The organism is Solibacillus sp. CAU 1738, from assembly GCF_039888725.1.
GTDB lineage: Bacteria > Bacillota > Bacilli > Bacillales_A > Planococcaceae > Metasolibacillus.
Genome location: NZ_JBDQQN010000010.1, coordinates 15251 through 40352 on the forward strand (window position 1 = coordinate 15251; position 25102 = coordinate 40352).

Genomic DNA, 25102 nt, shown 5'->3' on the forward strand with positions numbered 1-25102 from the left:
TGAGATATCTCCACTTCTCACATAGCCTTTGTTTTTTCTATAAGCTACATAATATTAGACAGCTGTTTCTGCAGGCACGATACTTGCGACGACAACGCTATTAATAGCATTAATATAAGCTAGCGCACTCGCTTTTAATATATCCGTATGTGCCGCTTTCGCTATATATTTTTCTCCTTCATGCTCAATGATAATCTTCACTTTACCAAGCGCCTCTTTCCCACGTGATACACTGCTAATATTATACTCAATAAGCTTTACTTCAATTTTTGTAATTTCAGCTATAGCAGAGTATAAAGCGTCGATCGGACCTGAGCCTACCGCACTTGATTTTAATACCTCATTCCCTTTGCGAATTTTAACACTTGCAGAAGGGAAACTTGCATTGCTAATCACTTGTATATCATCAAGGTCATAAAACTGCTCACTATAATGTGTTGCAAGGGCATGCTGACCATCTTGCTTTTCATAATAGCTTTCTACGATTACATATAAATCATGATCATACACTTCTTTTTTAGCATCTGCTAAATTTAAGAAGCCATCGAAAATCCCTTCAAAATCAATTTCTGATAAATTAGAGAAACCAAGCTTTTCTAATGCATTTTTTACCGCATGACGACCTGAGCGCGCTGTTAGTATAAGTTCCATATCATCTAGGCCCACATCTTCAGGATGCACAATTTCATAAGCGTCACGCGATTTTAGTAAGCCATCTTGATGGATACCCGATGAGTGGGCAAAAGCATTATCGCCTGTAATAGCTTTGTTAACTTGCACATCTAAGCCCATAAAGCTTGACACAAGGCGAGATGTATTCATAATTTCACGTGTGTTAATTCGTGTATGTGCATTATATACTGTTTCACGCGTTTTAAGTGCCATAACTACTTCTTCAAGTGCAGCATTGCCGGCACGTTCACCGATTCCATTTATCGTACATTCCACCTTGTCTGCACCATTTTTTATGGCAGCTAATGTGTTGGCAGTCGCCATACCTAAATCATTGTGACAGTGAACACTTAGTAGTACTTTATCATTTAAATTTTTCATGCGATCATTTAGCTTATAAATCATTGCCCCAAATTCCTCTGGCTCGGCAAAACCAACTGTGTCCGGTACGTTTATCATTGTAGCACCAGCCTTCATAACAGCTTCAATCGTTTTCCATAGGTATTCAAAATCTGAACGCGAAGCATCCTCTGTGGAATACTGCACTTCTGGTAATAATGTTTTTGCATATTTAACTGCATCAATGCCGATTTGTAAAATTTGATCCTTTGATTTGTTGAATTTTTTCGCTACGTGTATATCCGATGTGCCAAGTACCATGTGAATCATTGGATTTTGTGCATATTTCACCGCATGATAAACAGAATCGATATCATTTTTGACAGCACGTGCTAGCGCTGTAATCATGATGTCTTCCGTATTGCCAACCTTTTGCGCGACAGCCTTTACCGCATCAAAATCCCCTTGTGATGAAGCAGGGAAGCCAGCCTCGATAATATCGACACCTAGTTTATTGAGCTGCTGAGCAATCTCTACTTTTTCATATAAATTCAATTTTGCCCCAGGCACTTGTTCTCCATCACGTAAAGTTGTATCAAACACCCAAATTTTTCTTCCCATTTTCAAACACTCCTTTTTTTATTTTTTGGTTCTACGTCAAATGAAAGCATAGAACCTGTGTTTTAAATAAAATAAAAAAACCCGTCTCTATATAAAAATATAGAGACGAGTTTCTGCTCGCGGTACCACTCTAATTGATTAGTCACAAAACTAATCCACTTGTCGACAGCCATCACTGTCTATCCCTATAACGGGGGAATCCGACTTCCCTTACTCAATCTTTCAGGGAGTGGCTCAAGGACGAGTTCAAAATGTGTGCCTACTAGTTTTCACCAACCACTAGCTCTCTACAAGTACACAGGCATTTTTACTATTTCCAATCAAGGCCTACAACTTATTGTTGAAAGTTATATTACTCATAGTCAGACACAATGTCAATAATTTTCTAAAAATTTTTTATTTTTAGCTAATAAGGTGGATTACTTATTCCACCCTTTTTCCTTAAAGCGTGCAATGGCTTCAATGCGATTACTTACACCTAGCTTATCTAAAATTGTGGAAATATAATTTCGTACTGTACCTGCGGACAAAAACAGCTCTGCCGCAATTTCTTTCGTTGTTTTACCTTCCGCTACAAGTTCTAGTACTTGGCTCTCGCGTTCTGTTAAAGGATTCTCACTATCATCCTCATATACAAAATCAACAAGCTCTGGAGCGTAAATACGGCGACCATCCATAATAATGCGAATCGAATTTACGAGCTCCTCAATTGGACTGTCTTTTAATAAATAGCCACGCACTCCCGCTTTACGCGCACGTTCAAAATATCCTGGTCGAGCAAACGTCGTCAAAATAATAATTTTGCAATCATGTTCACGTAACACTTCCGCTGCGTCTAGTCCAGTTTTAACTGGCATTTCAATATCCATAATACAAATATCCGGTTGTAATGTTGTTACAAGCTCAATGGCCTCTTCTCCATTTTTTGCAAGACCAATCACTTCCATATCATCCTCTAAACTAAGTAAGGATTTCATCGCCCCTAAAAGCATCCCTTGATCTTCTGCAATTACTATCCGTATCATTTTTACTCACTCCTTTTTTGATGCGTAATCGTAAGCGGCACTCGCATAATAAGCTCGGTACCATTTTCCTTTTTAAATTCAATCGAGCCATTAATGAACTCTAATCGCTCTTTCATCCCTTTTAGTCCACTACCGGAACTTTTATACTCTTTAGGGAAACCGACGCCATTATCCTTAACTGTAACAGTTATTTCATTATTCGTTTGCACAATTATTACATTACAGCGTGTTGCCATACTATGCTTGACGACATTCGTAATTGCTTCTTTTAATGCCATACTAATAACATTCTCCGTAAGCACTGGCATTTCGAAATTTGGTGCATCATTTTGAAGGACGAATTCGATTTCTGCTGCTTTTAATATTTGCTCAACACGATACAATTCTTCTTCGATTTTCACAGCTCTCATATCTGCCACAAGTTCACGAACTTCCTTCAGTGCAATACTAGCCGTTTGCCGAATATCTTTAATTTCGTTAATCGCTAACTCAGGATTTTTTTTAACGAGGCGAACCGCTAAATCACTTTTCAAACCAATCATCGATAGCTTTTGTCCAAGTGTATCATGTAAATCTCGCGCAATACGTTGGCGTTCCTCATGAATTATTAGCTCTGAAATACGCTCGCGGGCAGTTTCAAGCTCGCCTTCTAAATTTTCTCGTTTGTTACGCGAATAGAGCGTAAATGGTAGTAGCACCACTCCAATTACCGCAATAATAATAAACGGTGTTTGTGATAAAAACATTTCTAGAAAAATAAAGTATCCCGCCACAATAGATATCACCGTAAAGCCAATATGTAAGCCATACATTATAAAAAATCCTACAGATTGCCGAATATTACCGATAAAAAACGCTGTAAATAATGACAAATATACATAACCAAACAACAGTGTCATCGCCACATTTAACACCATTTGGAAGCTAATCCACATATAGACGAGCCCGTTTTTCGACTTAAACGAAAAACGGTGGCATAAAAAGTATAGGAAAATCATAAAAATGCCTAAAATAATATACCAAAAAGAAAAAACCCGAACTATGAAAAAGAATGGCATGATACAAAAAATAACCCAAATATAAATACTTAACCAAGGGCTTTTCGGGATAATACTATACCAACTTTGCATAACGTCCTCACTTACTTTTTCCTTTTATTATAACAAACATTGAGATATTCCCCTTATAAAAAAGGCTATTCAGCAAGAAAACTTACCGAATAGCCTTAGAAGTTAGAATAAATTTTATTAAAATACTAATCTTTCTTTGTCTAAAAAATACTTATTATTACTCTAAGGTTACATTTGCAATGATTTATTGCGTAAGTCGATTAACGCTTCTGCTTCTTTAAATGTCACAAACTTTTTACGATCTGGATCATATAATTTATAGCGAAGTGATTCTAAACTTTCTATAATTGTAATCGTTGTCGCACGTTGTAATGGTGCAACATTTTCATGCGCTGCTTCTAAATGATAGTTCGGAATACGTGGAGATAAATGATGCACATGGTGGAATCCGATATTTCCTGTTACCCATTGTAAAATTTTTGGTAACTTGTAATATGAACTTCCTTCAACCGCAGCCTTCACATAATCCCAGTCTCCCTCGTATTCGAAATACGAGTCTTCATACGTATGTTGGATGTAGAATAACCAAATACCTAGTGAACCTGCGACAAATAATGTTACACCGTATACTAGTAAGAATGACATCCAACCGAATGCATAAATGAGTATTGCACAAATCGATAATAATACAATTGTTGTAAGATGTGTATTCACTCGCTCTTTTTTCTTCGCATCACTGCGGTTAAAGCGATTTAAAATAAGCACCATATAAAGCGGTCCTAATCCGAACATTACAAATGGATTTCGATACATACGGTATCCTAAACGACCCAACTTTGATTTTTCCACATATTCTTCAACTGTTAACATATCGATGTCGCCAATACCACGCTTGTCTAAGTTTGAGCTTGTTGCATGATGAATTGTATGCTCACGTTTCCACTTTTCGTAAGGGAATGAAGTTAGCACACCTGAAAAAAATCCTACTAAATCATTTGCTTTTTTGTTTTTAAAAAATGAACCGTGCGTGCAATCGTGGAAAATAATAAATGTACGCACAAGAAATCCTGCAGCAACTACACTACTCGCCACGCTTAGCCATGGAGAAAATTGCATTAAATAAAATCCTAAAGCCAAAAATGCCAGTAACGGCACGATTGTATTAATAATTTGCATTACACTTTTTTTCATTTCAGATTTTGCATACGGCGCTACATCTTTGCGTAGCTGCTTCGTTTTTTCTGCATCCGTCATTGCCAAAACCATCCCCTACTTTCGTTCGTTTTCGATAGTTTCATATTAATAAAACGAACATGTGACAGACAGACGCAAACATCATTAGTTTTTTATGACAATTGTCATATGACTAGGTACTAAATTGAAGAAAATACATATCATTATCAAATCGGTAATATGTTAATACTCAGCACCACAACCCTTTATTAAATAGATTTAGGACCAGTTAAATCCAACTGATAAAGGGCTAAATCAAGCCAGCGATCGAATTTATACCCTGCATTACGAATCGTACCACTATAGACAAATCCTAGTTTTTCATGAGAAATGATACTACCTTGATTTTCCGCATCGATACATGCAACCATAGTTTTGATCCTATTAGCATTTGCTGCATCAATTAAAGCATGCATTAATTTTGTGCCAATACCTTTTCTATGATGATCTTTATGCACATAAACAGAATGCTCGATTGTATATAAATATGCAGGATACGTTCTAAACGGACCGTACGTTGCGTAACCAGCCACTATTCCATCTTCCTCGTATACAAAAAGCGGCTCTCCTGCAGCCATCTTCGCCTCAAACCAAGCTAGCTTATAGTCAAGAGTTTGGGGCTCATACATATAAATCGCTGTACTCGTTAAAATATTTTCGTTGAAAATTTCCAAAATGCTCACTATATCTTCCTTTATTGCTTCACGAATCATGATCTTTCCTCCCATTTATAAGAAAAGCGCAAGCGCCCTGCTTAGCCCCGACAAGCGCTGGATGGCACTCAAACGAATGCATCTTTCCCGCTTTCGATTGAGGGACAGAAGCGACCTCGAGGGGCTGGGCGCTGGAGCTAAACACATTAGAAAAGCGCAAGCGCCCCGCTTAGCCCCGACAAGCGCTGGATGACCATCGAGCGAATGCATCTTTCCCGCTTTCGTTTGATGGGCAGAAGCGACCTCGAGGGGCTGGACGCTGGAGCTAGACACTGCTCAAAATCCAGAAATTCACACTTTTTATTTTTCAAAAAACGCTCCTGTCATAAACAAGGAGCGTAAATTAATTTAGACGTTGAAATATCTCCCATCAGGATGCGCAAACACAATCGCTGATACGCTTGCCTCTGGTTCCATCATAAATCCTTCCGTTAGATCTACGCCAATGTCTTGCGGCTTAATTAAACCAAATAATTTTTCTTGGTCTTCTAAATTTGGGCATGCTGGATAGCCGAAGCTAAAGCGCTGACCTTGATACTTCGCTGCAAAACGGTCACGCATTGTGAAATCTGTTGCATCAGGGAAGCCCCACTGGTCACGAATTTCTTGGTGAATGCGCTCTGCAAATCCTTCTGCTAGTTCAAGTGCCGTTGCTTGTAGCGCATGGCTTTCTAAAAATTTGCCTGCATCCTTTAGCTCTCTCGCTTTATCGCCAACACCATGCCCTGCCGTTACGACCATAAGCGCAACATAGTCCATTTCGCCACTATCGACTGTTTTTAAGAAATCAGCCAAGCACAAATATGGCTCAACTTGTTGACGTGGGAAAGTGAAGCGCTCTATTTCTGTCTTTGCATCTTCTGGACTATAAATGATCACATCATCCCCGTCCGCTTGCGCCGGGAAGAATTGATACATACCTGACGGAACTAATATGTCACTTTGTAAATAATCTGTTACTAACTCATGCAGTTCTGTTGCACGTTTATCCCCTTCAGCAAGTAATTTTTCGACATTCCCTTTTAAACCGAGGTGATGCCCAATTAGCGTACGCATGTTTACATATGGTTGCAAGTGCGCAACGGAATAACCGCGCTTAATATGACGCGTTAAATCTCCCGGTTCAAAAACTAGCGCATCTTTAACTGTACGTACAGGCTTCACAACTACTTCTGCTTTCGGTTTTGCTGCACGTTTTTCATCTGCTTCAATCCGTTTTTCACGCGATTCACGAAGCTCCTCTAAAAAATTTCCTCGTTCATCTTTATTCATTAAACGATTGGCAAATTCAAGCCCTTGCATCGCATCCTTTGAGTAAATAACAGGACCATCGTATTCAGCAGCGATTTTCGTTTCTGTGAAGCGACGGGATAATGCCGCGCCACCAACCATGATCGGCACATCAATACCGGCTTCTTTAAAGTCTTGAGCCGTAATTACCATTTGCTGTGCTGATTTTACAAGTAAGCCTGACAAACCAACAAAATCTGGTTTTTCGCGGCGGATTGTTTCAATTAATTGCGCAGGAGAAACTTTAATCCCGAGGTCCACTACGTTAAAGCCATTATTACTTAATATAATATCGACTAAATTTTTCCCTATATCGTGTACGTCACCTTTAACAGTAGCAAGCACCATTTTCCCTTTGCTTGCTGACTCTTCATTTTTCTCCATAAACTGCTCTAAATGCGCAACAGCTGCCTTCATTACCCCTGCTGATTGTAGTACTTCAGCGACGATGAGCTGGTTATCATTAAATAAGCGACCTACTTCAGACATACCGTCCATTAAAGGACCATTAATAATTTCTAGCGGTGTGTCGAACATTTCCATGGCAGCGTTTAGGTCTTCTATTAAACCTTCTTTCGTACCTTCTAAAATATAGTACGCAAGACGCCCTTCTACCGTTTTCGGAATATCTGCTTCCGTTTTTTCCTTTTTCTTATCACGATAAAAGTCTGTAAATAATGCTAATGTTTCATCATTTGTATTAAAAATTAAATCATTTGCTAGCTTAATTTCCGCTTCTGGGATTGATGCATAGCGCTCTAACTTTTCAGTATTAACAATCGCGTAATCTAAACCAGCTTGTGTACAGTGGTATAAGTACACAGCGTTTAACACTTCTCGTCCAACAGGAGGCAATCCGAACGACACGTTACTTACACCAAGTACCGTTAAAGTACGTGGTAATTTTTCTTTAATAAGGCGAATCCCTTCGATCGTTTCCTCTGCTGCACCGATATACTGCTCATCGCCTGTACCAACTGGGAACATTAATGGATCAAAAATAATATCCTCAGGAGCTAGCCCCCATTTTTCTGTTAGCAATTTATACGAGCGCTCTGCCACTTCCAATTTGCGCTCGCGTGTTACAGCCATCCCTTGCTCATCGATAGTCCCGACAACAAGTGCTGCACCGTATTTTTTGACTAATGGCATTACTGCATCAAAGCGCTCTTCACCGTCTTCTAAGTTAATCGAGTTGATGATTGCTTTCCCTTGAGAAAATTTCAATGCTTCTTCCATTACTTTTTCATCCGTTGAGTCGATTACAAGTGGTACTTTTACTTTTTTCACAACTTCCTTCATAAAGCCGCGCATATCTTCCACTTCATCGCGGTCTGGGTTTGCTAAACATATATCAACGACATGTGCACCGTTTTTTACTTGTGCACGCGCAATTTCTGCTGCTTCCTCAAACTTGCCATCAATAATTAAGTTTTTAAATTTACGTGAACCGATTACATTCGTACGCTCCCCAATAAATAATGGGCGCATTGATTCATCGTATTGCAATGGTTCAATGCCCGAAACGACGTGGCCATGTGTTGTATCTTGGCGTTTTCGCGGTGCATAGTCATTTACCGCCTCACGAATGGCAGCGATATGAGCAGGTGTAGTACCGCAGCAGCCACCAACGATATTTAACCAACCTTTTTCTGCAAAGCCTTGTAGTTTTTTCGATAAGGAATCCGGTGTCTCATGATAGCATCCTTCCTCATCAGGTAAGCCTGCGTTCGGATAACAGCTTACATAGCTCGTTGCTAGCTCTGATAATGAGCGAATATGATCTGTCATAAATTCTGGACCTGTCGCACAGTTTAAGCCCACCGATAATGGCTTAATATGCTCAATCGAAATATAAAATGCTTCAATAGATTGACCTGCAAGAGTTGTCCCCATCGGCTCAATTGTGCCTGAAATCATAACAGGAAGCTCCTTACCTAACTCTTCAAATGCACGACGAATACCGAGAATTGCCGCCTTCACATTGAGCATATCTTGACTCGTTTCAAGTAAAATTAAATCCGAGCCTGCAGCGACTAAAGCATGCGCCTGCACGTAAAAGTTTTCCTGTAATTCATCAAACGTAATACCGCCCGTTACAGATAACGTTTTTGTCGTCGGACCGATTGCACCCGCAACAAAACGCGGCCATTCTGGTGTCGAAACGGCCTTTGCTTCAGCAACTGCAAGCTCTACAGCACGTGTATTAATTTCTACTGCTTTATCGCCTAAATCGTATTCGTTTAATACGAGCGGCGTGCCACCAAATGTATTTGTACAAATAATATCTGCACCAGCATCTAAGTACGCACGGTGAATTTTCGTTAACACGTCAGGGCGAGTTAACACTAGATTTTCATTACATCCATCTAATTCTTCGCCGCCGAAATCTTCATACGTTAAATTTTCATTTTGCAACATCGTTCCCATTGCACCATCAATAATTAAAATACGTTTTTCTAATTGCTGCTCGATTGGATGGTTAAACATTTGTTTCGGCCCCTTTTTGCACATCTAATTGTTTGACATACTCCATTAATTGAAGCGTCATATCGTATCGTAAAAACGGCGTAATTAAATAAATACCGTTGAAATATTTGCATGCTGTATCTAATAATTCTCTCGCAATTCCCACACCTTCAGCAGACGAGCGCTCCTTATCATCCCCGCACGCTTCCATACGTGCTAGCACCTCATCTGATAGCTTAATCCCTGGAACTTCATGATGTAAAAACTCTGCACTCTTAAAGCTAGTAAGCGGCATAATTCCAATATAAATTGGCGTGTCTAAATGTTTCGTCGCCTCGTAAATTTCAATAATCTTCTCTTTTGAATAAACTGGCTGCGAAATAAAATAATCCGCACCATGTTCAATTTTCTTCTCTAAACGACTAACTGCTCTGTCAAGTACTCGTACATTCGGATTAAAAGCAGCTGCGACAGAGAAATTCGCTTGTTTGCGTAATGCTTTCCCTGAAAATGAAATACCTTCATTCAGTTGCTTTATAAGTGAAATAAGCTCCATTGAAGAAACATCATAAACACTTGTCGCACCTGGGAAATCCCCTACCTTTGTCGGGTCCCCTGTTACCGCTAAAACATCATGCAGCCCAAGTGCGTCTAGTCCCATTAAATGTGACTGCAAGCCTATTAAGTTGCGATCTCGGCATGTCATATGCGGCAATGTACGTATACCATGCTGTAACTTTAAAATCGACGCCATCGCAATATTACTAATACGAGGTGAGGCAAGCGAATTATCCGCCATCATAATAGCATCAGCACCTGCTGCATACAGTTCCTTTGCGCCATGTATAAAACCGTCAATTTCTAAATGGCGCGGTGTATCAAGCTCTACAAGTACTGAGCGCTCACGTTTTGCTTTTTCATGAAACGGTTCGTCTTTTGGCGGTTCAGGTACACGAACAAACTCGACGCTTACTGGTTTAATCTTTTTTTCTTTTACTGGTGTAACGTTTGCTAATTTTTTCTTCACAGCTTCGATATGCTTCGGCGTTGTTCCACAACAGCCCCCGATTAAACGTACTCCTTGCCCGACAAGTTCGAATGCCGCACGCGCGAAATAATCTGCCTCCGATTCATAAACAACTCGACCGTCTTCTACATCGAGTAGCGAAGCATTTGGATATGCGGAAAGAAAGGCATTTTCAGGGAGTTGTACCCCTTCAAATGCTTGGATCGAGTGGAATGGACCTAAGCGACAGTTCATCCCTACAATATCAGCACCTAGTAGATCTAACTCCTTTAATGCCGTATTGAGCGATAAACCATTTTGTAAAATACCAGGCTCATGCATCGATACTTGTGCAATAATTGGTTTTTCAGTCATCGCTCGTAGCATGACAACGACTGCAGTTAGTTCCTCAAAATCGTAATACGTCTCAAGCAGTAAGCCATCTACATCGCCCGCTAACAATGCATCCGCTTGTTCACGCGTAGCTGCTAAAATTTCATCCAGCGTACTATCGCTTTTACGAATACCACGAATACCACCGATTGTGCCAAGTACAAATTGTCCCCCTGCACTTGTTGTCGATTTTGCTAGTTTGACTGCTGCCTCATTAAACTCTTTAACACGCTCTTCATAACCATAACGTGCTAGCTTAATTGCATTGGCACCATATGTATTCGTTTGGATAATATCAGCACCTGCTGCAATGTAGTCACTATGAATATTTTCAACAATTTCCGGTTTTATGACATTCATTTCTTCGTGACAATAATCTAATCCGTAAGAATAAAGTAGTGTGCCAATTGCGCCGTCTGCCGTTAATACCCGTTCTTGTAATGCTTCACGTAACCCCATATTTATGTCCTCTCTTTCAGTCGTTTAATTAATCGTATTTTTCAGTTAATTCCACCGAAAAGAAAAAGCCTTCTCAAAAAAGAAGGCTCTACTTGCTCATGTTTGTCCTTCTCATCTGTCGGCAAATGCCTGCTGGATTTAGCACCTGACATATTCGTTGGTTGCTGAAGCTTCACTGGGCCAGTCCCTCTGCTTCTCTCGATAAGAAATGTATGAATTTTGTAAATAATTAAAAGAATCATAACGTTATATGAATAGAACGTCAAGACCTTTCACGGCAATGACTAATTTTCCCGTTTGTTCTACTGAATCATTGTCATAATTTGGGCAGCTGTGTTTTTACCATTTTGAATACACGCACCAATCCCTACACCAAAATAAGAGCATCCTGCTAATAAAACATTCGGATAACGAACTGCTAAATCGTCAAATACAACCTTTAAAGCTGCGTTATGTGCAAGGTCATAGCGTGGCATTTTATTTACCCATTTCGTGACGTTTACAACTTTCGGCTGTACATCAATCCCGAGACTTAGTTTAACATCATCTAATGCCACTTTCGTCAATTCTTCGTCTGACATTGCCGCTAGCTCCTCATAACGTGGATTTACATTTTTGTAAAATAACCTTACGAGTAAATTACTATCCGCTGATGTATGCTTCCATTTTCGACTTGTCCATGTTGAAGCATTGCACACTAAATTGCTATTATGCGATACAATAAAGCCCGTACCGTCTGCAGGTAGCACAGCATCTGGCACATCAAATCCTACATATAATGTAATGGCAGAAGCATTCGTGAATTTTCGTAAGTTTGCTGCTAAATGCTCATCATTTAATAAAGTACGCACCGTTTCATTTGGCACAGCTAGTACAACGATGTCAGCAGCTACTACTTCCCCATTGCTAAAGGCAACTTCGTATATATCGCTATTTTTTGAGACGCTGGTCGCTTTTACACCTTTTAAAAATTCTACATTCGGCAATGTCTCCTCTAAGCGATCAATAAGCGATGACAAGCCATTACGGAATGAAATAAATTTCTTATTAGCAGCTTTCTCAAATTGCTCACGGTTCGCTTTAAATCCTTCCATAATGCTGCCATAATTATTTTTATAATCTACTAAATAAGGTAATGTTGAGGCGAGTGAAAGTTGATACAGATCGCCTGAATAAACGCCTGCTAGTACAGGAGCAATTTGCTTATGTACAATTTCTTCTCCTAAAAAGTACTCTAAAAATTCACCTATCGAACTTTCTTTTGTGAATCTATCATTGGGGATTGTGCTATCTTGTAGTACTCGCTGTTTTGCTTCGTCTGACAATAATGTACTCGCCATCAATGATTCCTCACTCATTGGAATACCGAATGTCGAACCTGCTGGAATAGGATGTAACTCGTTATTCGTATGAATATAGGAAATACCTGTTTCGTTATACACAAGCTCGTCTTCAAACTGCAGCTCACGTACTAGCTCTAATACACCTGGATGACGAGCAACAATCGAATCTGCACCTGTTTCCATAATAAATCCTTCTGCATGCTCGGAGTGGATTTTGCCACCTAAATATGGATTTTGATCGGCTAAAATAAGACGTGCCTTTATCCCTGCGTCTTGCAATTGTTTTGTTACATAGTGCACCGTACACAATCCTGTAATGCCACCGCCAACAACAACGACTGTTTTCATCGTCTTCTCTCCTCACCATCTATATTTCTCTATGGACTAGTATAAACGTTTTCTCACGATAATAGCTGTGACTTCTTTTACAAAAATAAAAAGAACTGCCCAAACGGACAATTCTTTTTCACATTCTGCTTAGTTCCCTCTGAATGTCATTGTTTCTAGATCTTGAGCAACGTTTGCTAAAGTAACAGTTGACAGCATTACTTCATCGCAATCCATGCCTAGTTGTTGAATGACGCCGCCAATTTCCTCTACCTTTTCCTCCATCAAACTATTTTTCTGTTGCGTTTCTTCCATTGCGGATACAATTTGCGTGAAACGTTGCGCCGTCGCAATCATGCAATCTTCACCAGAAGATACTGCCTTTTGTATACGCTCCATAGAAAGTTTAAGCTTCTCTGTTTGTTCATTTGTATTTTTTAAAAGTAATGCAACATTGTCTGTCGATTCTTTCGTTTGCACTGATAATTTACGCACTTCATCCGCTACGATACTAAAGCCCTTTCCCGCTTCACCTGCTCTAGCCGCTTCAATTGCTGCATTAAGTGATAATAAATTCGTTTGATTCGCGATATTCGTCACAATGCCCATAATCGCTTCCATCTCTTTTGAAATTTTCACAAGTTCCAACACATCATCCGAAATTTCTTCCACTGACACAATAATATGTTTCATATTTCGCGATTGTTCTTGAATTTGTATTTTCCCTTCACTCGCTTGCGTTTCCGCTTTATTGGAAATATCAATTGCTTCCTTAACATAATTGACGACTTCGCTAGATTGATTTGTTAGTTGGTGGAATGAGGCATTTGTCTGTTCAGAAATAGCGGATAAATTCCCTGTTGCAGAAACAATGGATTGGCTTACACGCATTTTTTCTTTTTCAATTGAACGCTCCATTTGCTCAACAACCATTTCGAATGCCTCTAACACTACTTGTTGCTCGAAATTTAAAATCTTTGATATCGCACGGATCATGTCGTATTGATCTTGTGGATTAACAATTTCACGTTCTACTATATTTAAGAATTGAATAAATAAATCTTGAAAAGCACCAATATAATACTGTGTTTTCAGACCAATTTTCACATGTACTCGCGCAATTCGTTGACGCGCTTCAAAAAATTGCTCATTAATACTACCATTGAACATTTCTTGAATATGTTTACGTAATGTCAATTTTAATCGATTTAAAGAACTATTATCATTAATAATTTTTGTTAAACTTTGCTCCATTCCGAGCGAGTTATAAAAGGCAGCAACGATTTCATCGATATACTTTTCCACATATGGTTGAAATGCCTTTAAATATTTCAAATCTTGCTCCGTCATTTGGAGCATTTCGATTTGTCTTTTTATATTAGTATTACATGACAAATCCATATGTACTTGCATTTCATCTACAGTGATGCGCTCATTACTTAATGCCTTTTTTTTAAACATTTATTACACACTACTTTCCTTTAATTAAGAGTCCTACTTAAGATTACTATTTCTTTGTTCTGTTACAAGATAAAATGATGAATAAACTTAAAAACACTTAGTTAGTCATAAATTAATATACTCCTACAGTAACTATTAATTTTATTTTACTCAAAAAGAAGTATTTTATTTTCGCGACACGCCCACTATAGTCCTGTTTCCCTACAATCACATCAATAACCATAATATGTATAATTATTATAATATATAGAATATTTAAAATTAATAGGGATTAACACCTATATTAATATAATAAAATTATTCTATAAGCTTAAGTAGAAAGCCTCTTTCTACTTAAGCTTTTTTCAGACATCTTGATCGTTTGCTGCGGCACGCCACCTTTGCGCTTCTTTTTCATCACGTTCAATAATTTGCCCTCGTTCATACAATCTTGCTAGTTGAAGTTTAGCTTCTTTATCTCCAAGTAATGCCGCTTGTTTAAAATAATGTACTGCCTTTTTGCCGTCCTGTACCGCAAAATTTGGTTCGGCATAAATATAGCCTAAATTAAATAATGCATCGACACTGTGCTCACTAGCAGCACGTACAAAGTAGTCTATTGCAAGCTGTATATCCGGTTGTTGTCCGAGCAAGCCTTCTAAATATATCGTTCCTACGCGGTACTGCGCATCCTGATAGCCACCAATTGCAGCTTGTAAATAATAGGCAAATGCCTTTTCCTCATTTTGTGCTACACCAAGCCCTTGCTCATACATAATACCAAGTGTAAACATCGCTTCTACAACTCCAGCATTTGCTGCTCGTGAAAACCAATGTAACGCAAGTGCCTCATTCACTTCGACACCTTCACCATTGAAATACATGTCAGCTAAATTATTCGCCGCATCAGCATGTTCTTGCTCTGCAGCTTTTTTATAAAGCTCCAGTGCTTTCTCTTCACTTTCCTCAACACCTAGTCCTTGTAAATACATATTAGCTAATTCATACTGTGCTTCAGCATCATCCCCCGCTTCACATAGCCAATATACAGTTGCTTCAAATTGCTCATATGTGAAAAAAAGAGCCGCTAACCGTTTGATAGCTTCTATATTTCCATAGTTCGCCTGTTCAAGCTGGCTATACCAATAATCTTTTTCTTCTATTAATAACGAATCTAAAAATTCTTTATCACGAAACATGGATTTCACCTCATTCATCACTACACTTAGTTATTAGTAAAAGAATCAATTAAAAATTGTTTGAATTCATTAGCAGCTGGAGATAAATAGCGATCTTTCGCCCAAGAAACACCGATTTTACGATAGCACGGTGGATTTATTACTCTCAGTTTTTTCACGTTAAACCCATCTAACCCCTTCACATTTGGAATGAGCGAAACACCTAAACCCGCACCAACAAATCCAGCAACAGTATGCATCTCTTCAGCCGAAAATGTTGTATTCATTGTGACACCAATCGCATTAAATAATTCGTCCACAATTTGACGTAAGGAGTTTCCCCTCTTAATAGAGATAAATGGGTCACCTTTAATTTCCTCTAAATCAATAAATTCTCGCTCAGCAAGTGGATGATGTTTTGGCACGATAACAAATAGTTCTTCCGTCCAAAGCTCAACCCATTCAATAGCAATTAATTTCGATTCAATTTTTTGTGACAAGCTCAAATCAATTATGCCCTCTTCTAGTTTTTTCAGTAAACTAAGTGAAGTAGATTGTGTTAATGAAAACTGCATATTCGGGTATTTGTTTGGAATACGTGCCATTAGTTCTGGCACAACCTCCATACCGAGCGTGTGAATAAAACCGAGAGACACTTCGCCATAACCAGGACGTGTAATTTCATCGAACTCCTGTATGACTTTGTCGTACTCCGCTAATATTACATTGACACTTTCTAAAAATAATGTGCCGTATCTATTTAAATAAATCGAACGTCCTTGTCGATCAAAGAGAGGCACCCCTAACTCCTGCTCAATATTCGCAATTGATTTACTAAGTGCTGGCTGAGAAATGCTCAACTTTTCAGCTGCACGCGTCATATGCTGTAACTTGGCAACTGTTTTAAAGTACTGCAATTGCTGAATTTCCATAATAAAATCCCCCTAACCAATTCATAACCAATTGGAATGGAAATGATAGAAATAATAAATTGTATTTATATTTCCATACTACTATAATAGGCTTTAACAAAAGAAATTCATACCAAAAAACTAACTTAATTACAATAGTGTGTAGACATTTTCTTTAATATTGTCACATCTGAAACTTAAAAGGAGTCATTACAAATGAAAATCATTCCACCGAAGCCATTTACATTCGAAGCGGGTAAACGTGCCGTATTGCTGTTACACGGATTTACAGGTAATACAAACGATGTAAAACGTCTAGGTCGATATTTAACTGAACGGAACTATACTGTCCATGCCCCTTTATATAAAGGTCATGGTGTTGATCCTAAAACTTTAGTTCAAACGAATCCAATCGAATGGTGGAATAGTGTAGTTGAAGGCTATGACACACTCCGAAATGGCGGCTACGAGGAAATTGCCGTAGCAGGTGTTTCATTAGGTGGTATTTTCTCACTAAAGCTTGGAGCAGAACGTCCAACTAAGGCAATTGTTGCGATGTCAGCACCAGCGATTGCAAAAGATGTAGATAGCTTGCAAAATCGTATTATCGATTACACAATTAATTATAAAAAGCTTGAAGGTACATTTGACGAAAATATGCACAACCGCTCAAAAATTGCTGAAATTGTTCAAATGCCATCTTTATCTTATTTACAAGGCATGATTAACGAAACAAGCGCAAAGCTAGACAATATTCAAACACCTGTACATATTCTTCGCGGACTGCAAGATGATGAATATTACTGTGAGAGTGCCGATTTAATTTATAGCTCGGTTCGATCTCGAATTAAATCAGTCAAAACTTTCGTTAATTCTGGCCACATTTTAACGCTTGGTCAAGAGCGTGAACTTGTATACGAAGAAATTTTCCGTTTCTTTGAAGGATTAAAGTGGAAAGAGTAGTATATATATAATAACTCAATAATTTAGTGTCCCCAGCAGAACCCCTTCTGCTTTATATAAAAAAGAGCTATGCAAGTAAAGATCCCCGTCTTCTTGCATAGCTCATTTTTTATTTCCCCAATATTTGTCTAGGTATACACACAATTTTGTCCACAAAAAAGTATAAGGAGTAGGCGTTCATCATAGTTAAGGACGCGCTAATGGAATGGAGGGGCGGCGACAGCTTAGCGACAGTCGCACGTACGGAAAATCCAATTGCTTCAGTCCCATCCGAATCAATTTAGTTGAGCCGTGCCCCCAAAAAAGCATCCAGCCCCAAATGGAAATCAACGCCCCCCATACAAAAAGGATGCACTAAATTTTGATTCCTCAAAATTAGTACACCCCTACATTTGACGTAGAACTATTTTTTATTCTTCAGTAGTTAATGTCATCATAAATCCAGTTAAAATTTTTGCTGCTTGTGCACGAGTTACAACTTGTTTAGGAGCAAATTTATTATTCCCTACTCCTTGTGCAATTTCGTAATCATATAGTAGTGTAATGGCATATTGCGTTTCTACATTGTAAGAATCAATATCCGTAAATGGTGCAACCGTTGTCGGAATATAAGGTGCACCTGTTAGTAGCGTATATGCCCGTGAAATCATTAAAGCCATTTGTGCACGTGTCACTTTATCTTCTGGTTTTAGTAATTCCCCATAGCCTTGTACTAAATCGGCATGGTAAGCAGCAGCAATTTCTTGCTTTGTTGCGTCTGCATAGCCTGAAATATCTTTAAATGGTGCTTCTCCTACTGGCTCTAAACCTATCATACGCGCTAAAATCGATACCATTTGCACGCGTTTTAATGCTTGATCAGGTTTAAATGTGCCATCCTCATAGCCATTCATTAAGCCAAACATTGCAGCAAAGTCTATATATTCTTTAGCCCAGTGACCTTCCGTATCTGTAAAATATATTTCTTCATATAACGAATCATCTAATAGATATTCCCATAAATCATACGTAAATAAAGAGCCTACTAATTTATAGCCATCTTTGCTCAAATGGATATTTTTAGGATTTGGTAAATACAATTTATAATCAAGTGCGATTTCTTCTGCTACCGGTACAAAAATAGCGCTTTTCTCAAGAGCTACTTGCGCTACTACTTTGTCCATCGCATAAACAAGTTCATTTAGTTGCTTTTGTAAGCTTTCATCTGCATATGGATACGGATTATAATAGCCCATTATCATAACAAGTGCATCCGGATTAATCTTTTCAATCTCTGTCAAAATCTTATTGTAATTTGCACCGACTTCTTGAATACCTTTAGAAATTCCTGCTAAATCAATCTCAGCAGTACCGTCTTCTTTAGTCTTAAAATACTTTAAAACATCATTAGCACCCGCGCTAATCGTAATGATATCTGCTTTCGCAATTGAATCGCGTAATGCTACTGTTTCACTTTGAGTACCTGATGAATTTACAACAGGCTTTTGGATATCATTTTTTAAGTCATTTAATACATCTGTTGTCGTATACCCTGGATAGGCAAATCCTTTATTAAACTTACCTAATAGCTCATCTTCAGCTAAGCTTGACGCAAAAAAGTCAGCATAGCTTGGGCCGAGCTCTCCATTATCTTGGATGCCTGCCGCTAATGAATCCCCAAGCGCTAAATAGTTGATTAATTCGTCATTTTCTTCAGCAAATGCAGACATTGGCAGTACGAGTTGTAATGCAAGTAATAGTATTGCAAATATTTTAAATCTCTTCATCAAAATACCTCCATTTTAATTTACTTACTATAAACTAGTATACAATATCGATAGTTATATAGGCAAAAAATGTTATTTTATATAATAACTCTCTAACTGTAGACAAACTCATAATAATTTGCCCTCCGGTACATTTTTTATGTGTGTATGAAGATAGTTTCTTTTATTCTACTGTTATAATATCTATCATATTTTCTTGCATAAGTGCTTTAACAGATATGTAAACTGCCATACATCCAGCTCCTATTGCTGTATGTATGGCAGTCTGTGAAGCAGTATGAAAGGGTTTTATGAAAGGAAAATATTTTTGAAGTTATTGAATGCCAAATAGATAAGAACAACTAAACCCGCAATTCCAAAAATATTACTTATAAGGCCGTTTTTCAAATTGCCCATAACATCCTTTCGATTCGCAATGACTAAAATAGCAATTGCTATGAATGGTACAACAAAAATCGTAACTCCTTGTGCAAAAATAATTAAGTTAACAGGTGCGCCATTAAATACGAGCGCAACACTCGACCCAAACAACATGACTATTATTATAGCAATCTTCACTTTTTTCGAAGTTAGATTATCACCTAAACCTAACCCATCTGATAATAAGGCACCACCAATCGTTGCATTGCCAACCAATGACGAAAACGATGCGCCAAACAGCCCTAGCATAAACACAAACGTTGAGAAACTACCAAAAGAAGGCTTTAATATTTCGCCCATTTCTACAGCATTATTCACAATAATTCCTGCTGGCTTCAATACAGTTGCTGCAGTAACCATAATTAAAAATGAAATAAATCCTAATAAAAAGATTCCAAAAATAGCTTCCCCAGCACTAGCCTTCGCATCTTGTAGTCCTAACCCTTTTTCTCTTACTAAATAGGATTGATAAATAGCTCCAACAATCGAAAATGATGTTGCAAATAACGCAATAACTAACCCAATACTTCCTTCAGGTAGTACAGGGATAATCCCTTTTACAATGTCAGAAAACGATGGTTTTACAATAACCGTTGTAATTGCAAAAGCTAATAACATTATTACTACTAGTGCAAGCATTAGTTTTTCTAAAACCTTATAAAACTGAGAAAAAAATAAAAGTGAAATGGCCAATATCGTCATCACAATAATCCATATTTTTGAACTGACCCCCGTTACAGCCTCTATCGCAATACCTGTCCCTATAGCATTTCCCGCTTGAAATGAAGTTGTTACTAGAAACGCACCAACTCCAATTACTAGTCCGGCAGCCACCCCCCACTTCTTTTTTATAATCTCAATGAAAGTCCCATTGGCAGCTAATCCGATCCGAGCGCTCATCTCCGTATAAGCCATCATTAAAATGACTGCAAGACCTAAAATCCATACTAATTGTGTTCCGTAAATGGCTCCTATTTTAGAGGACAAAGTAATAGAGCCTGGACCAAGAACTAAAGCAGAAGTTATTAAACCTGGTCCTAAGTACTTCAAAATCCTTCTAAAAGAGCTGTTTTTTGTTTCTGCGCTTGTATTGCTATTGTCGTTTAACTTTGTATTCATTAAGTTCCCTCCTCCCACTATTATTTACAGAGTATTCCGTCTAATTATAATCCATTACTTTTTGTAAGAACATAACTTAAATATGTCCTTAAATGTTGGTTAGGGGCTATTAAAATAAATATTAAGTAAGAAACAATGCTAGCCACTAAGTGAGTTATCCAATAAAAAATCCCTTCACTAGTATTTCAGTGAAGAGACTAACAGTTCATTTTTTTACGATATTAAAATTATCTGAAAGCAGCAACCAATTTTGCGGGAATGGTAAGCCTAAGCGCCAATAGGCAATGCCGCGCAAATGCAATTTTTTCATTAAATTAAATTTCGCTTGAATCGACCTTGCGTCTTCAAACCATACAACATGTGACTTACCATCATTACTTACATAATAGAAATAAGGTGCTTGAGCAGTCCTATCATACTGAATAGCTGCATTATTGTTTTTCGCTACTTCAAGTGCTTGTTGGGGGCTTAATGCTTGCGCTTTTGTCTCCCCTTGTACGAAAGGAAGCGGCCAGTCGTAGCCGTATAAATTTTGTCCCATCATAATTTTACTTGCCGGCATAACAGACAATGCATAGTTTAACACTTTTTCCACTTCATTAATTGGCGACACAGCCATTGGAGGCCCACTCGTATAGCCCCACTCATATGTCATTAATACAACAAAGTCTACAATTTCCCCGATAGCCTTGTAATCATGCGCTACTTGCCACTTACCCCTCTGCTCCGAACTTGTTTTAGGCGCTAATGCAGCAGATACTAAATACCCTGATGGATGGAATTTTTGCACCGCTCTGCTTAAAAAGTCTTTATATGCACCACGCTGATCAGCCGGCATTGCTTCAAAATCAAAATGAATATCTTTTACATAACCTATTCGTTTTGCTTCTGCAAGAATATTTTCAAACAGCTTATCTTGCACCGTACGACTTTGCAAAATATCCTTCGCTAAATCCCCGCTAAAACTACCCTCTTCTAGATTCGTTATAACCATCGACATAGACGCCCCTGATTGATGAGCAATTTCTGGAATCGTACCAACTGGTGGTGGCTTTAATGTCCCATCCCTTTTTGCTTCATAGCTAAATAGCGCTAAAAAAGTTAAGTATGGGCTCGCTTCTTTTGCTTGGTCCAACAATAAGTCACTTACTGTATTCCCACGCGGCTCGATATAAGCAAGTGACTCAGCATTTGTTTTTTGAACTGGTGGAATATACAATCTCAACCCAACAGGTAACATCTGATTCGTATTAATGCCGTTTATTTGTGCGAGCATCAAATAATTGATATTAAACTTTTGCCCAATCGACCACAAACTATCCCCCGGCTGTACGGTGTAAAAATTACCATATATCGGTACGACCAGTGCTTGCCCAATAACGAGCCGGTCCGGTTCAGGGATTTGGTTCGCTCGTTCAATCACTTGAATTGTTGTTCCGTATGATTGGGCAATGCTCCATAAAGATTCTCCCGGCATTACAACATGTATTTGAATAATTATTCCTCCTATCATAAACAGTCACTACAGTTTATGATGAAAATTTTGGATGCATGTAACAATTCACGGTTAATTTTAGGAAATAGTGGTAATGATAATAGAAGATTTTATAGAAAGTGAGGACATATCAATGGAAAAGTTCGCAAGATTTTTTGTAGTACTACTTAGTTTATTTTTATTAGTTGGGTGTAATAGTAATAAGGTAACAAACGCACCCGATAATGCGCCTTCTTACCAAAAAGAGACTGACAAAAAAGAGTCAGCCACTTCCGAAGATATTAAGGATGTTCCGTTCAACTTCACCCATTTTTCATTAGAAGTGAAATATTCACCTTCAGAAACTTACGAGGCAGAATATGAAAATGACTCATCAGGTGTAGAGGCTGAGATTGAAGATAATATTCATAATGAAAATTTAAAAGGAAATAAAGCATATGAAAAGCTAGAGCCATTATTTAAATCTCTTTCATTTGATGCTACTACACAAGATTCTGTTGTCGCTACAGACGTATTGAAAACATTTGGTTTAGATGAAAACTATAAAGAATTTAAACTAGAAGTACGCTTTGTTGACGGTAATAAGAAGGAATACGAGATAAAAAAGTAACATTTCTAAATGATTAAATAAAACACACCTTTCGATGATCGAAAGGTGTGTTTTACTGTTTTAAAAAAGACCTCACTAGCTTAACTGATCTACCCACTCAAATAATAGAGATACATTCGTATCCCGCTGCAATGAATTTTCTTCCATCATGAGCTGATTCCAAGATGTCTCATATTTTTCCTCGTACGGTAGAGTAAAATTTATCGAACTGCATGTTTTAAAAAACTGCTCTAGTGGCTCTGTCAGATTCTCTAAAAATGTTTCAGCCTTTTCAAGTTTCATTTCACGCTTGGCGTTGCGTTCATCCCATAACACGTGGTCTAAATTAATCGAGAAATAGAAAAGCTGATACGGCACTGACACACTATTCACTTTAAATAGAGGATCTTTGGCAAGCGTTCGTATATGCCTCGCCTTTAGCTCATTGCGATTTTCAATATCATTCTTTTTCTTTTCATTCACAACATAAATGGCTTCATCAGTGTACATATGTCCCGAAGTTTTTTCTTGATCAATAATGACATGCATCGCATCCACAAAACAGCCATCCGTATCCGTTATATGCACTATCGTTAGTAGGTCGCGTGCTAGTAATTTATATTTCGCTAAGTACTCTTTAATAACTTGTCCGATCCTCTTTTTAAGAGGTTCCTTTTTCCGATTCCATGCACTTAGCACGTCACCATACTGCACGGCAATGCGTACATCTGCATTCGAAAAGCGTTCTTCTAAATAATCGTTAAACACTTCTTGTTCCGTTTGACCTTCGACAATTACTAAAATTACTTTTTTAGTCATCCACTTTCCCTGCTTTTCTAAAACCTTTTTTTATACGGAATGTTTTCGTTTCCTTATAAATCTCCTCATCTTGCCCACCGAGTTGTACCGCACGAATATATACATCACGCATATTATTCACTGCTTTTATGCCTTTTAATTGAATATAACGATTTTCCTCGTTCGTTGTCGTAAACCAAAGATTTTTATTGGAGAGCACCTCAAGTAATCGTAAATTATGAGAGGTAAAAAATAGCTGTCCTTTGCCGCTCTCTTCTATAATTGTTAGCAACTCACCAAGTAAATATTCAAAAACACCGGAATCAAGCTCATCAATTACGACGCACGCGTTCGGGTTATTGTATACGCCAATTAATGCGCTCAAAACCGATATAATTTTCAATATACCTTCTGACTCTGTTCTTAGTGGTAACACACGATCGCCTCGTTTTGATAAAAACTCAAAACGGATTCCGCGCTCCCCGTCGTCCAACATTTGCTCTGCAATTTTATGAATTTCAATTTCTAACCCTGGAATAATCATTGATAATACTTTATTCGTTTGCACAATGACCGCACTTAACGTTTCAAACAAACTCGATGATAATACAGCCGGTGTTTCTAAATTATATGGAATAAACCCTCGCTTCTTATCAAGATACACACTAAAAGGCATAATATATTTCGTCATAATCAGTGCAATATTTTCATTATTAATAATATGCAAATCACGGTTAAAATCAGTTGCTACGTTTTCTATTAGCTTCCACTCTTCTTCGCTTAGCAGCTGTTGAAGTAATGCCTTGAGTTCTTTATGAAAAATAAACGACACGCCTTCTTTTACAGCTAGCTGATTTGTCACTAGTAGCTGAATCCGCTCATCATCCTTCATACTCTTCATTGGCACGGTACGAATTTGTAGATTACCGCCTTCCTTTGCGACTAATACTTTCATCCGTCTCCCTCGAATATTTTCACGGTAACTGAGCTTCTCTATCGTTGGATAAAGATACTTTGTTCCTGCCTTCAAATGCACTTCGTATTGAAGAAAATACTCACCTACTGCATTTTTTACAATAAAATCGAATGTCATCTGCAATGTTTCCTGCTCAATATGGATTATTCTACGTTCAGCACTCGGTAACTTGTCTTCACTTACCCAGCCTGAAATGAGTCGTTTTAATATTCCAAACGCATCAACAACAGACGTTTTCCCAGAACCATTTTGTCCATACAAACCAACTACTGTTGATTTTTCTAGCTCATCAAATGTTACAGGTACTTGAATGGACCCGTGCATGACGTTTTTTAAATGCTGGATTTTAATATTTTGGACTTTCACTATTTGTTGCATCATCACACCTCATTTACAAGCTATTATAAGTTAATTCGGTATAAAATATAACTTTTTAAAAATTAAAATACGATTTCACTTATTTTGATTGAGATGTTCACGGTAAAAT

General features: G+C 38.1%; 18 protein-coding genes, 1 riboswitch and 1 other annotated feature. Of the genes, 2 read left to right on the forward strand and 16 right to left on the reverse strand.

The window, feature by feature from the left end:
• Positions 1 to 54 precede the first annotated feature (54 nt).
• From AAFN87_RS18875 to AAFN87_RS18925, 11 genes are all read right to left on the reverse strand, one after another.
• Positions 55 to 1632, reverse strand: a complete 1578-nt coding sequence (locus tag AAFN87_RS18875) for a 2-isopropylmalate synthase (RefSeq protein WP_347792614.1) — start codon at positions 1630 to 1632, stop codon at positions 55 to 57.
• Between the two features lie 98 nt (positions 1633 to 1730).
• Positions 1731 to 1965, reverse strand: a binding site (T-box leader).
• 86 nt (positions 1966 to 2051) lie between these two features.
• Complete coding sequence (locus AAFN87_RS18880) at positions 2052 to 2657, reverse strand: response regulator (protein ID WP_347792615.1); 606 nt, start codon at positions 2655 to 2657, stop codon at positions 2052 to 2054.
• Between the two features lie 2 nt (positions 2658 to 2659).
• Entirely contained in the window at positions 2660 to 3787 is a 1128-nt protein-coding gene (locus tag AAFN87_RS18885; RefSeq protein ID WP_347792616.1) for a sensor histidine kinase, read from the reverse strand.
• Positions 3788 to 3955: 168 nt separating this feature from the next.
• On the reverse strand, positions 3956 to 4981 hold the full coding sequence (desA, locus tag AAFN87_RS18890) for a Delta(5) desaturase DesA (RefSeq protein ID WP_347792617.1): 1026 nt from the start codon (positions 4979 to 4981) through the stop codon (positions 3956 to 3958).
• A 188-nt stretch (positions 4982 to 5169) separates the two neighbouring features.
• On the reverse strand, positions 5170 to 5673 hold the full coding sequence (locus AAFN87_RS18895; protein WP_347792618.1) for a GNAT family N-acetyltransferase: 504 nt from the start codon (positions 5671 to 5673) through the stop codon (positions 5170 to 5172).
• A 348-nt stretch (positions 5674 to 6021) separates the two neighbouring features.
• Positions 6022 to 9453 carry a methionine synthase gene (metH, locus tag AAFN87_RS18900; protein ID WP_347792620.1) on the reverse strand — a complete coding sequence of 1144 codons (3432 nt, stop codon included), beginning with the start codon at positions 9451 to 9453 and terminating at the stop codon, positions 6022 to 6024.
• Complete coding sequence (locus AAFN87_RS18905; RefSeq protein WP_347792621.1) at positions 9446 to 11290, reverse strand: bifunctional homocysteine S-methyltransferase/methylenetetrahydrofolate reductase; 1845 nt, start codon at positions 11288 to 11290, stop codon at positions 9446 to 9448. The genes metH and AAFN87_RS18905 overlap by 8 nt, the downstream gene beginning before the upstream one ends.
• Positions 11291 to 11398: 108 nt before the next feature.
• A riboswitch (SAM riboswitch) is annotated at positions 11399 to 11498 on the reverse strand.
• 94 nt (positions 11499 to 11592) lie between these two features.
• Positions 11593 to 12981: a protoporphyrinogen oxidase gene (gene hemG / locus AAFN87_RS18910; protein ID WP_347792622.1), complete on the reverse strand. Its 1389-nt coding sequence runs from the start codon at positions 12979 to 12981 to the stop codon at positions 11593 to 11595.
• 129 nt (positions 12982 to 13110) lie between these two features.
• Positions 13111 to 14421: a protoglobin domain-containing protein gene (locus tag AAFN87_RS18915; RefSeq protein WP_347792623.1), complete on the reverse strand. Its 1311-nt coding sequence runs from the start codon at positions 14419 to 14421 to the stop codon at positions 13111 to 13113.
• 344 nt (positions 14422 to 14765) lie between these two features.
• On the reverse strand, positions 14766 to 15599 hold the full coding sequence (locus AAFN87_RS18920; protein ID WP_347792624.1) for a tetratricopeptide repeat protein: 834 nt from the start codon (positions 15597 to 15599) through the stop codon (positions 14766 to 14768).
• 26 nt (positions 15600 to 15625) lie between these two features.
• Positions 15626 to 16510: a LysR family transcriptional regulator gene (locus AAFN87_RS18925; RefSeq protein WP_347792625.1), complete on the reverse strand. Its 885-nt coding sequence runs from the start codon at positions 16508 to 16510 to the stop codon at positions 15626 to 15628.
• A gap of 195 nt (positions 16511 to 16705) precedes the next feature.
• Here AAFN87_RS18925 and AAFN87_RS18930 point away from each other — a divergent pair, with 195 nt between their 5' ends.
• Positions 16706 to 17452 carry an alpha/beta hydrolase gene (locus tag AAFN87_RS18930; RefSeq protein WP_347792626.1) on the forward strand — a complete coding sequence of 249 codons (747 nt, stop codon included), beginning with the start codon at positions 16706 to 16708 and terminating at the stop codon, positions 17450 to 17452.
• A gap of 410 nt (positions 17453 to 17862) precedes the next feature.
• On the opposite strand, the gene AAFN87_RS18935 is transcribed toward AAFN87_RS18930, so the two are convergent.
• The 3 genes from AAFN87_RS18935 to AAFN87_RS18945 all read right to left on the reverse strand — a co-directional run bounded on the left by AAFN87_RS18935 (position 17863) and on the right by AAFN87_RS18945 (position 22270).
• Positions 17863 to 19218 carry an S-layer homology domain-containing protein gene (locus tag AAFN87_RS18935; RefSeq protein ID WP_347792627.1) on the reverse strand — a complete coding sequence of 452 codons (1356 nt, stop codon included), beginning with the start codon at positions 19216 to 19218 and terminating at the stop codon, positions 17863 to 17865.
• 288 nt (positions 19219 to 19506) lie between these two features.
• Positions 19507 to 20757: an Nramp family divalent metal transporter gene (locus tag AAFN87_RS18940; RefSeq protein WP_347792628.1), complete on the reverse strand. Its 1251-nt coding sequence runs from the start codon at positions 20755 to 20757 to the stop codon at positions 19507 to 19509.
• A gap of 205 nt (positions 20758 to 20962) precedes the next feature.
• On the reverse strand, positions 20963 to 22270 hold the full coding sequence (locus AAFN87_RS18945) for a LysM peptidoglycan-binding domain-containing protein (RefSeq protein ID WP_347792629.1): 1308 nt from the start codon (positions 22268 to 22270) through the stop codon (positions 20963 to 20965).
• 115 nt (positions 22271 to 22385) lie between these two features.
• On the opposite strand from AAFN87_RS18945, the gene AAFN87_RS18950 reads away from it, so the two are divergent.
• Entirely contained in the window at positions 22386 to 22862 is a 477-nt protein-coding gene (locus tag AAFN87_RS18950; protein ID WP_347792630.1) for a YusW family protein, read from the forward strand.
• Between the two features lie 75 nt (positions 22863 to 22937).
• Here the strand turns inward: AAFN87_RS18950 and AAFN87_RS18955 are convergent, their stop codons facing one another.
• Both AAFN87_RS18955 and AAFN87_RS18960 read right to left on the reverse strand, forming a co-directional pair.
• Entirely contained in the window at positions 22938 to 23660 is a 723-nt protein-coding gene (locus tag AAFN87_RS18955; protein WP_347792631.1) for a hypothetical protein, read from the reverse strand.
• Positions 23653 to 24996 carry an AAA family ATPase gene (locus AAFN87_RS18960; RefSeq protein WP_347792632.1) on the reverse strand — a complete coding sequence of 448 codons (1344 nt, stop codon included), beginning with the start codon at positions 24994 to 24996 and terminating at the stop codon, positions 23653 to 23655. The genes AAFN87_RS18955 and AAFN87_RS18960 overlap by 8 nt, the downstream gene beginning before the upstream one ends.
• Between the last annotated feature and the right edge of the window lie 106 nt (positions 24997 to 25102).

Bases quoted from the DNA above. Each gene is read 5' to 3' on its own strand.
- AAFN87_RS18875 (WP_347792614.1), bottom strand. From the start codon at position 1,632: ATGGGAAGAAAAATTTGGGTGTTTGATACAACTTTACGTGATGGAGAA.
- AAFN87_RS18880 (WP_347792615.1), bottom strand. From the start codon at position 2,657: ATGATACGGATAGTAATTGCAGAAGATCAAGGGATGCTTTTAGGGGCG.
- AAFN87_RS18885 (WP_347792616.1), bottom strand. From the start codon at position 3,787: ATGCAAAGTTGGTATAGTATTATCCCGAAAAGCCCTTGGTTAAGTATT.
- desA (WP_347792617.1), bottom strand. From the start codon at position 4,981: ATGACGGATGCAGAAAAAACGAAGCAGCTACGCAAAGATGTAGCGCCG.
- AAFN87_RS18895 (WP_347792618.1), bottom strand. From the start codon at position 5,673: ATGATTCGTGAAGCAATAAAGGAAGATATAGTGAGCATTTTGGAAATT.
- metH (WP_347792620.1), bottom strand. From the start codon at position 9,453: ATGTTTAACCATCCAATCGAGCAGCAATTAGAAAAACGTATTTTAATT.
- AAFN87_RS18905 (WP_347792621.1), bottom strand. From the start codon at position 11,290: ATGGGGTTACGTGAAGCATTACAAGAACGGGTATTAACGGCAGACGGC.
- hemG (WP_347792622.1), bottom strand. From the start codon at position 12,981: ATGAAAACAGTCGTTGTTGTTGGCGGTGGCATTACAGGATTGTGTACG.
- AAFN87_RS18915 (WP_347792623.1), bottom strand. From the start codon at position 14,421: ATGTTTAAAAAAAAGGCATTAAGTAATGAGCGCATCACTGTAGATGAA.
- AAFN87_RS18920 (WP_347792624.1), bottom strand. From the start codon at position 15,599: ATGTTTCGTGATAAAGAATTTTTAGATTCGTTATTAATAGAAGAAAAA.
- AAFN87_RS18925 (WP_347792625.1), bottom strand. From the start codon at position 16,510: ATGGAAATTCAGCAATTGCAGTACTTTAAAACAGTTGCCAAGTTACAG.
- AAFN87_RS18930 (WP_347792626.1), top strand. From the start codon at position 16,706: ATGAAAATCATTCCACCGAAGCCATTTACATTCGAAGCGGGTAAACGT.
- AAFN87_RS18935 (WP_347792627.1), bottom strand. From the start codon at position 19,218: ATGAAGAGATTTAAAATATTTGCAATACTATTACTTGCATTACAACTC.
- AAFN87_RS18940 (WP_347792628.1), bottom strand. From the start codon at position 20,757: ATGAATACAAAGTTAAACGACAATAGCAATACAAGCGCAGAAACAAAA.
- AAFN87_RS18945 (WP_347792629.1), bottom strand. From the start codon at position 22,270: ATGATAGGAGGAATAATTATTCAAATACATGTTGTAATGCCGGGAGAA.
- AAFN87_RS18950 (WP_347792630.1), top strand. From the start codon at position 22,386: ATGGAAAAGTTCGCAAGATTTTTTGTAGTACTACTTAGTTTATTTTTA.
- AAFN87_RS18955 (WP_347792631.1), bottom strand. From the start codon at position 23,660: ATGACTAAAAAAGTAATTTTAGTAATTGTCGAAGGTCAAACGGAACAA.
- AAFN87_RS18960 (WP_347792632.1), bottom strand. From the start codon at position 24,996: ATGATGCAACAAATAGTGAAAGTCCAAAATATTAAAATCCAGCATTTA.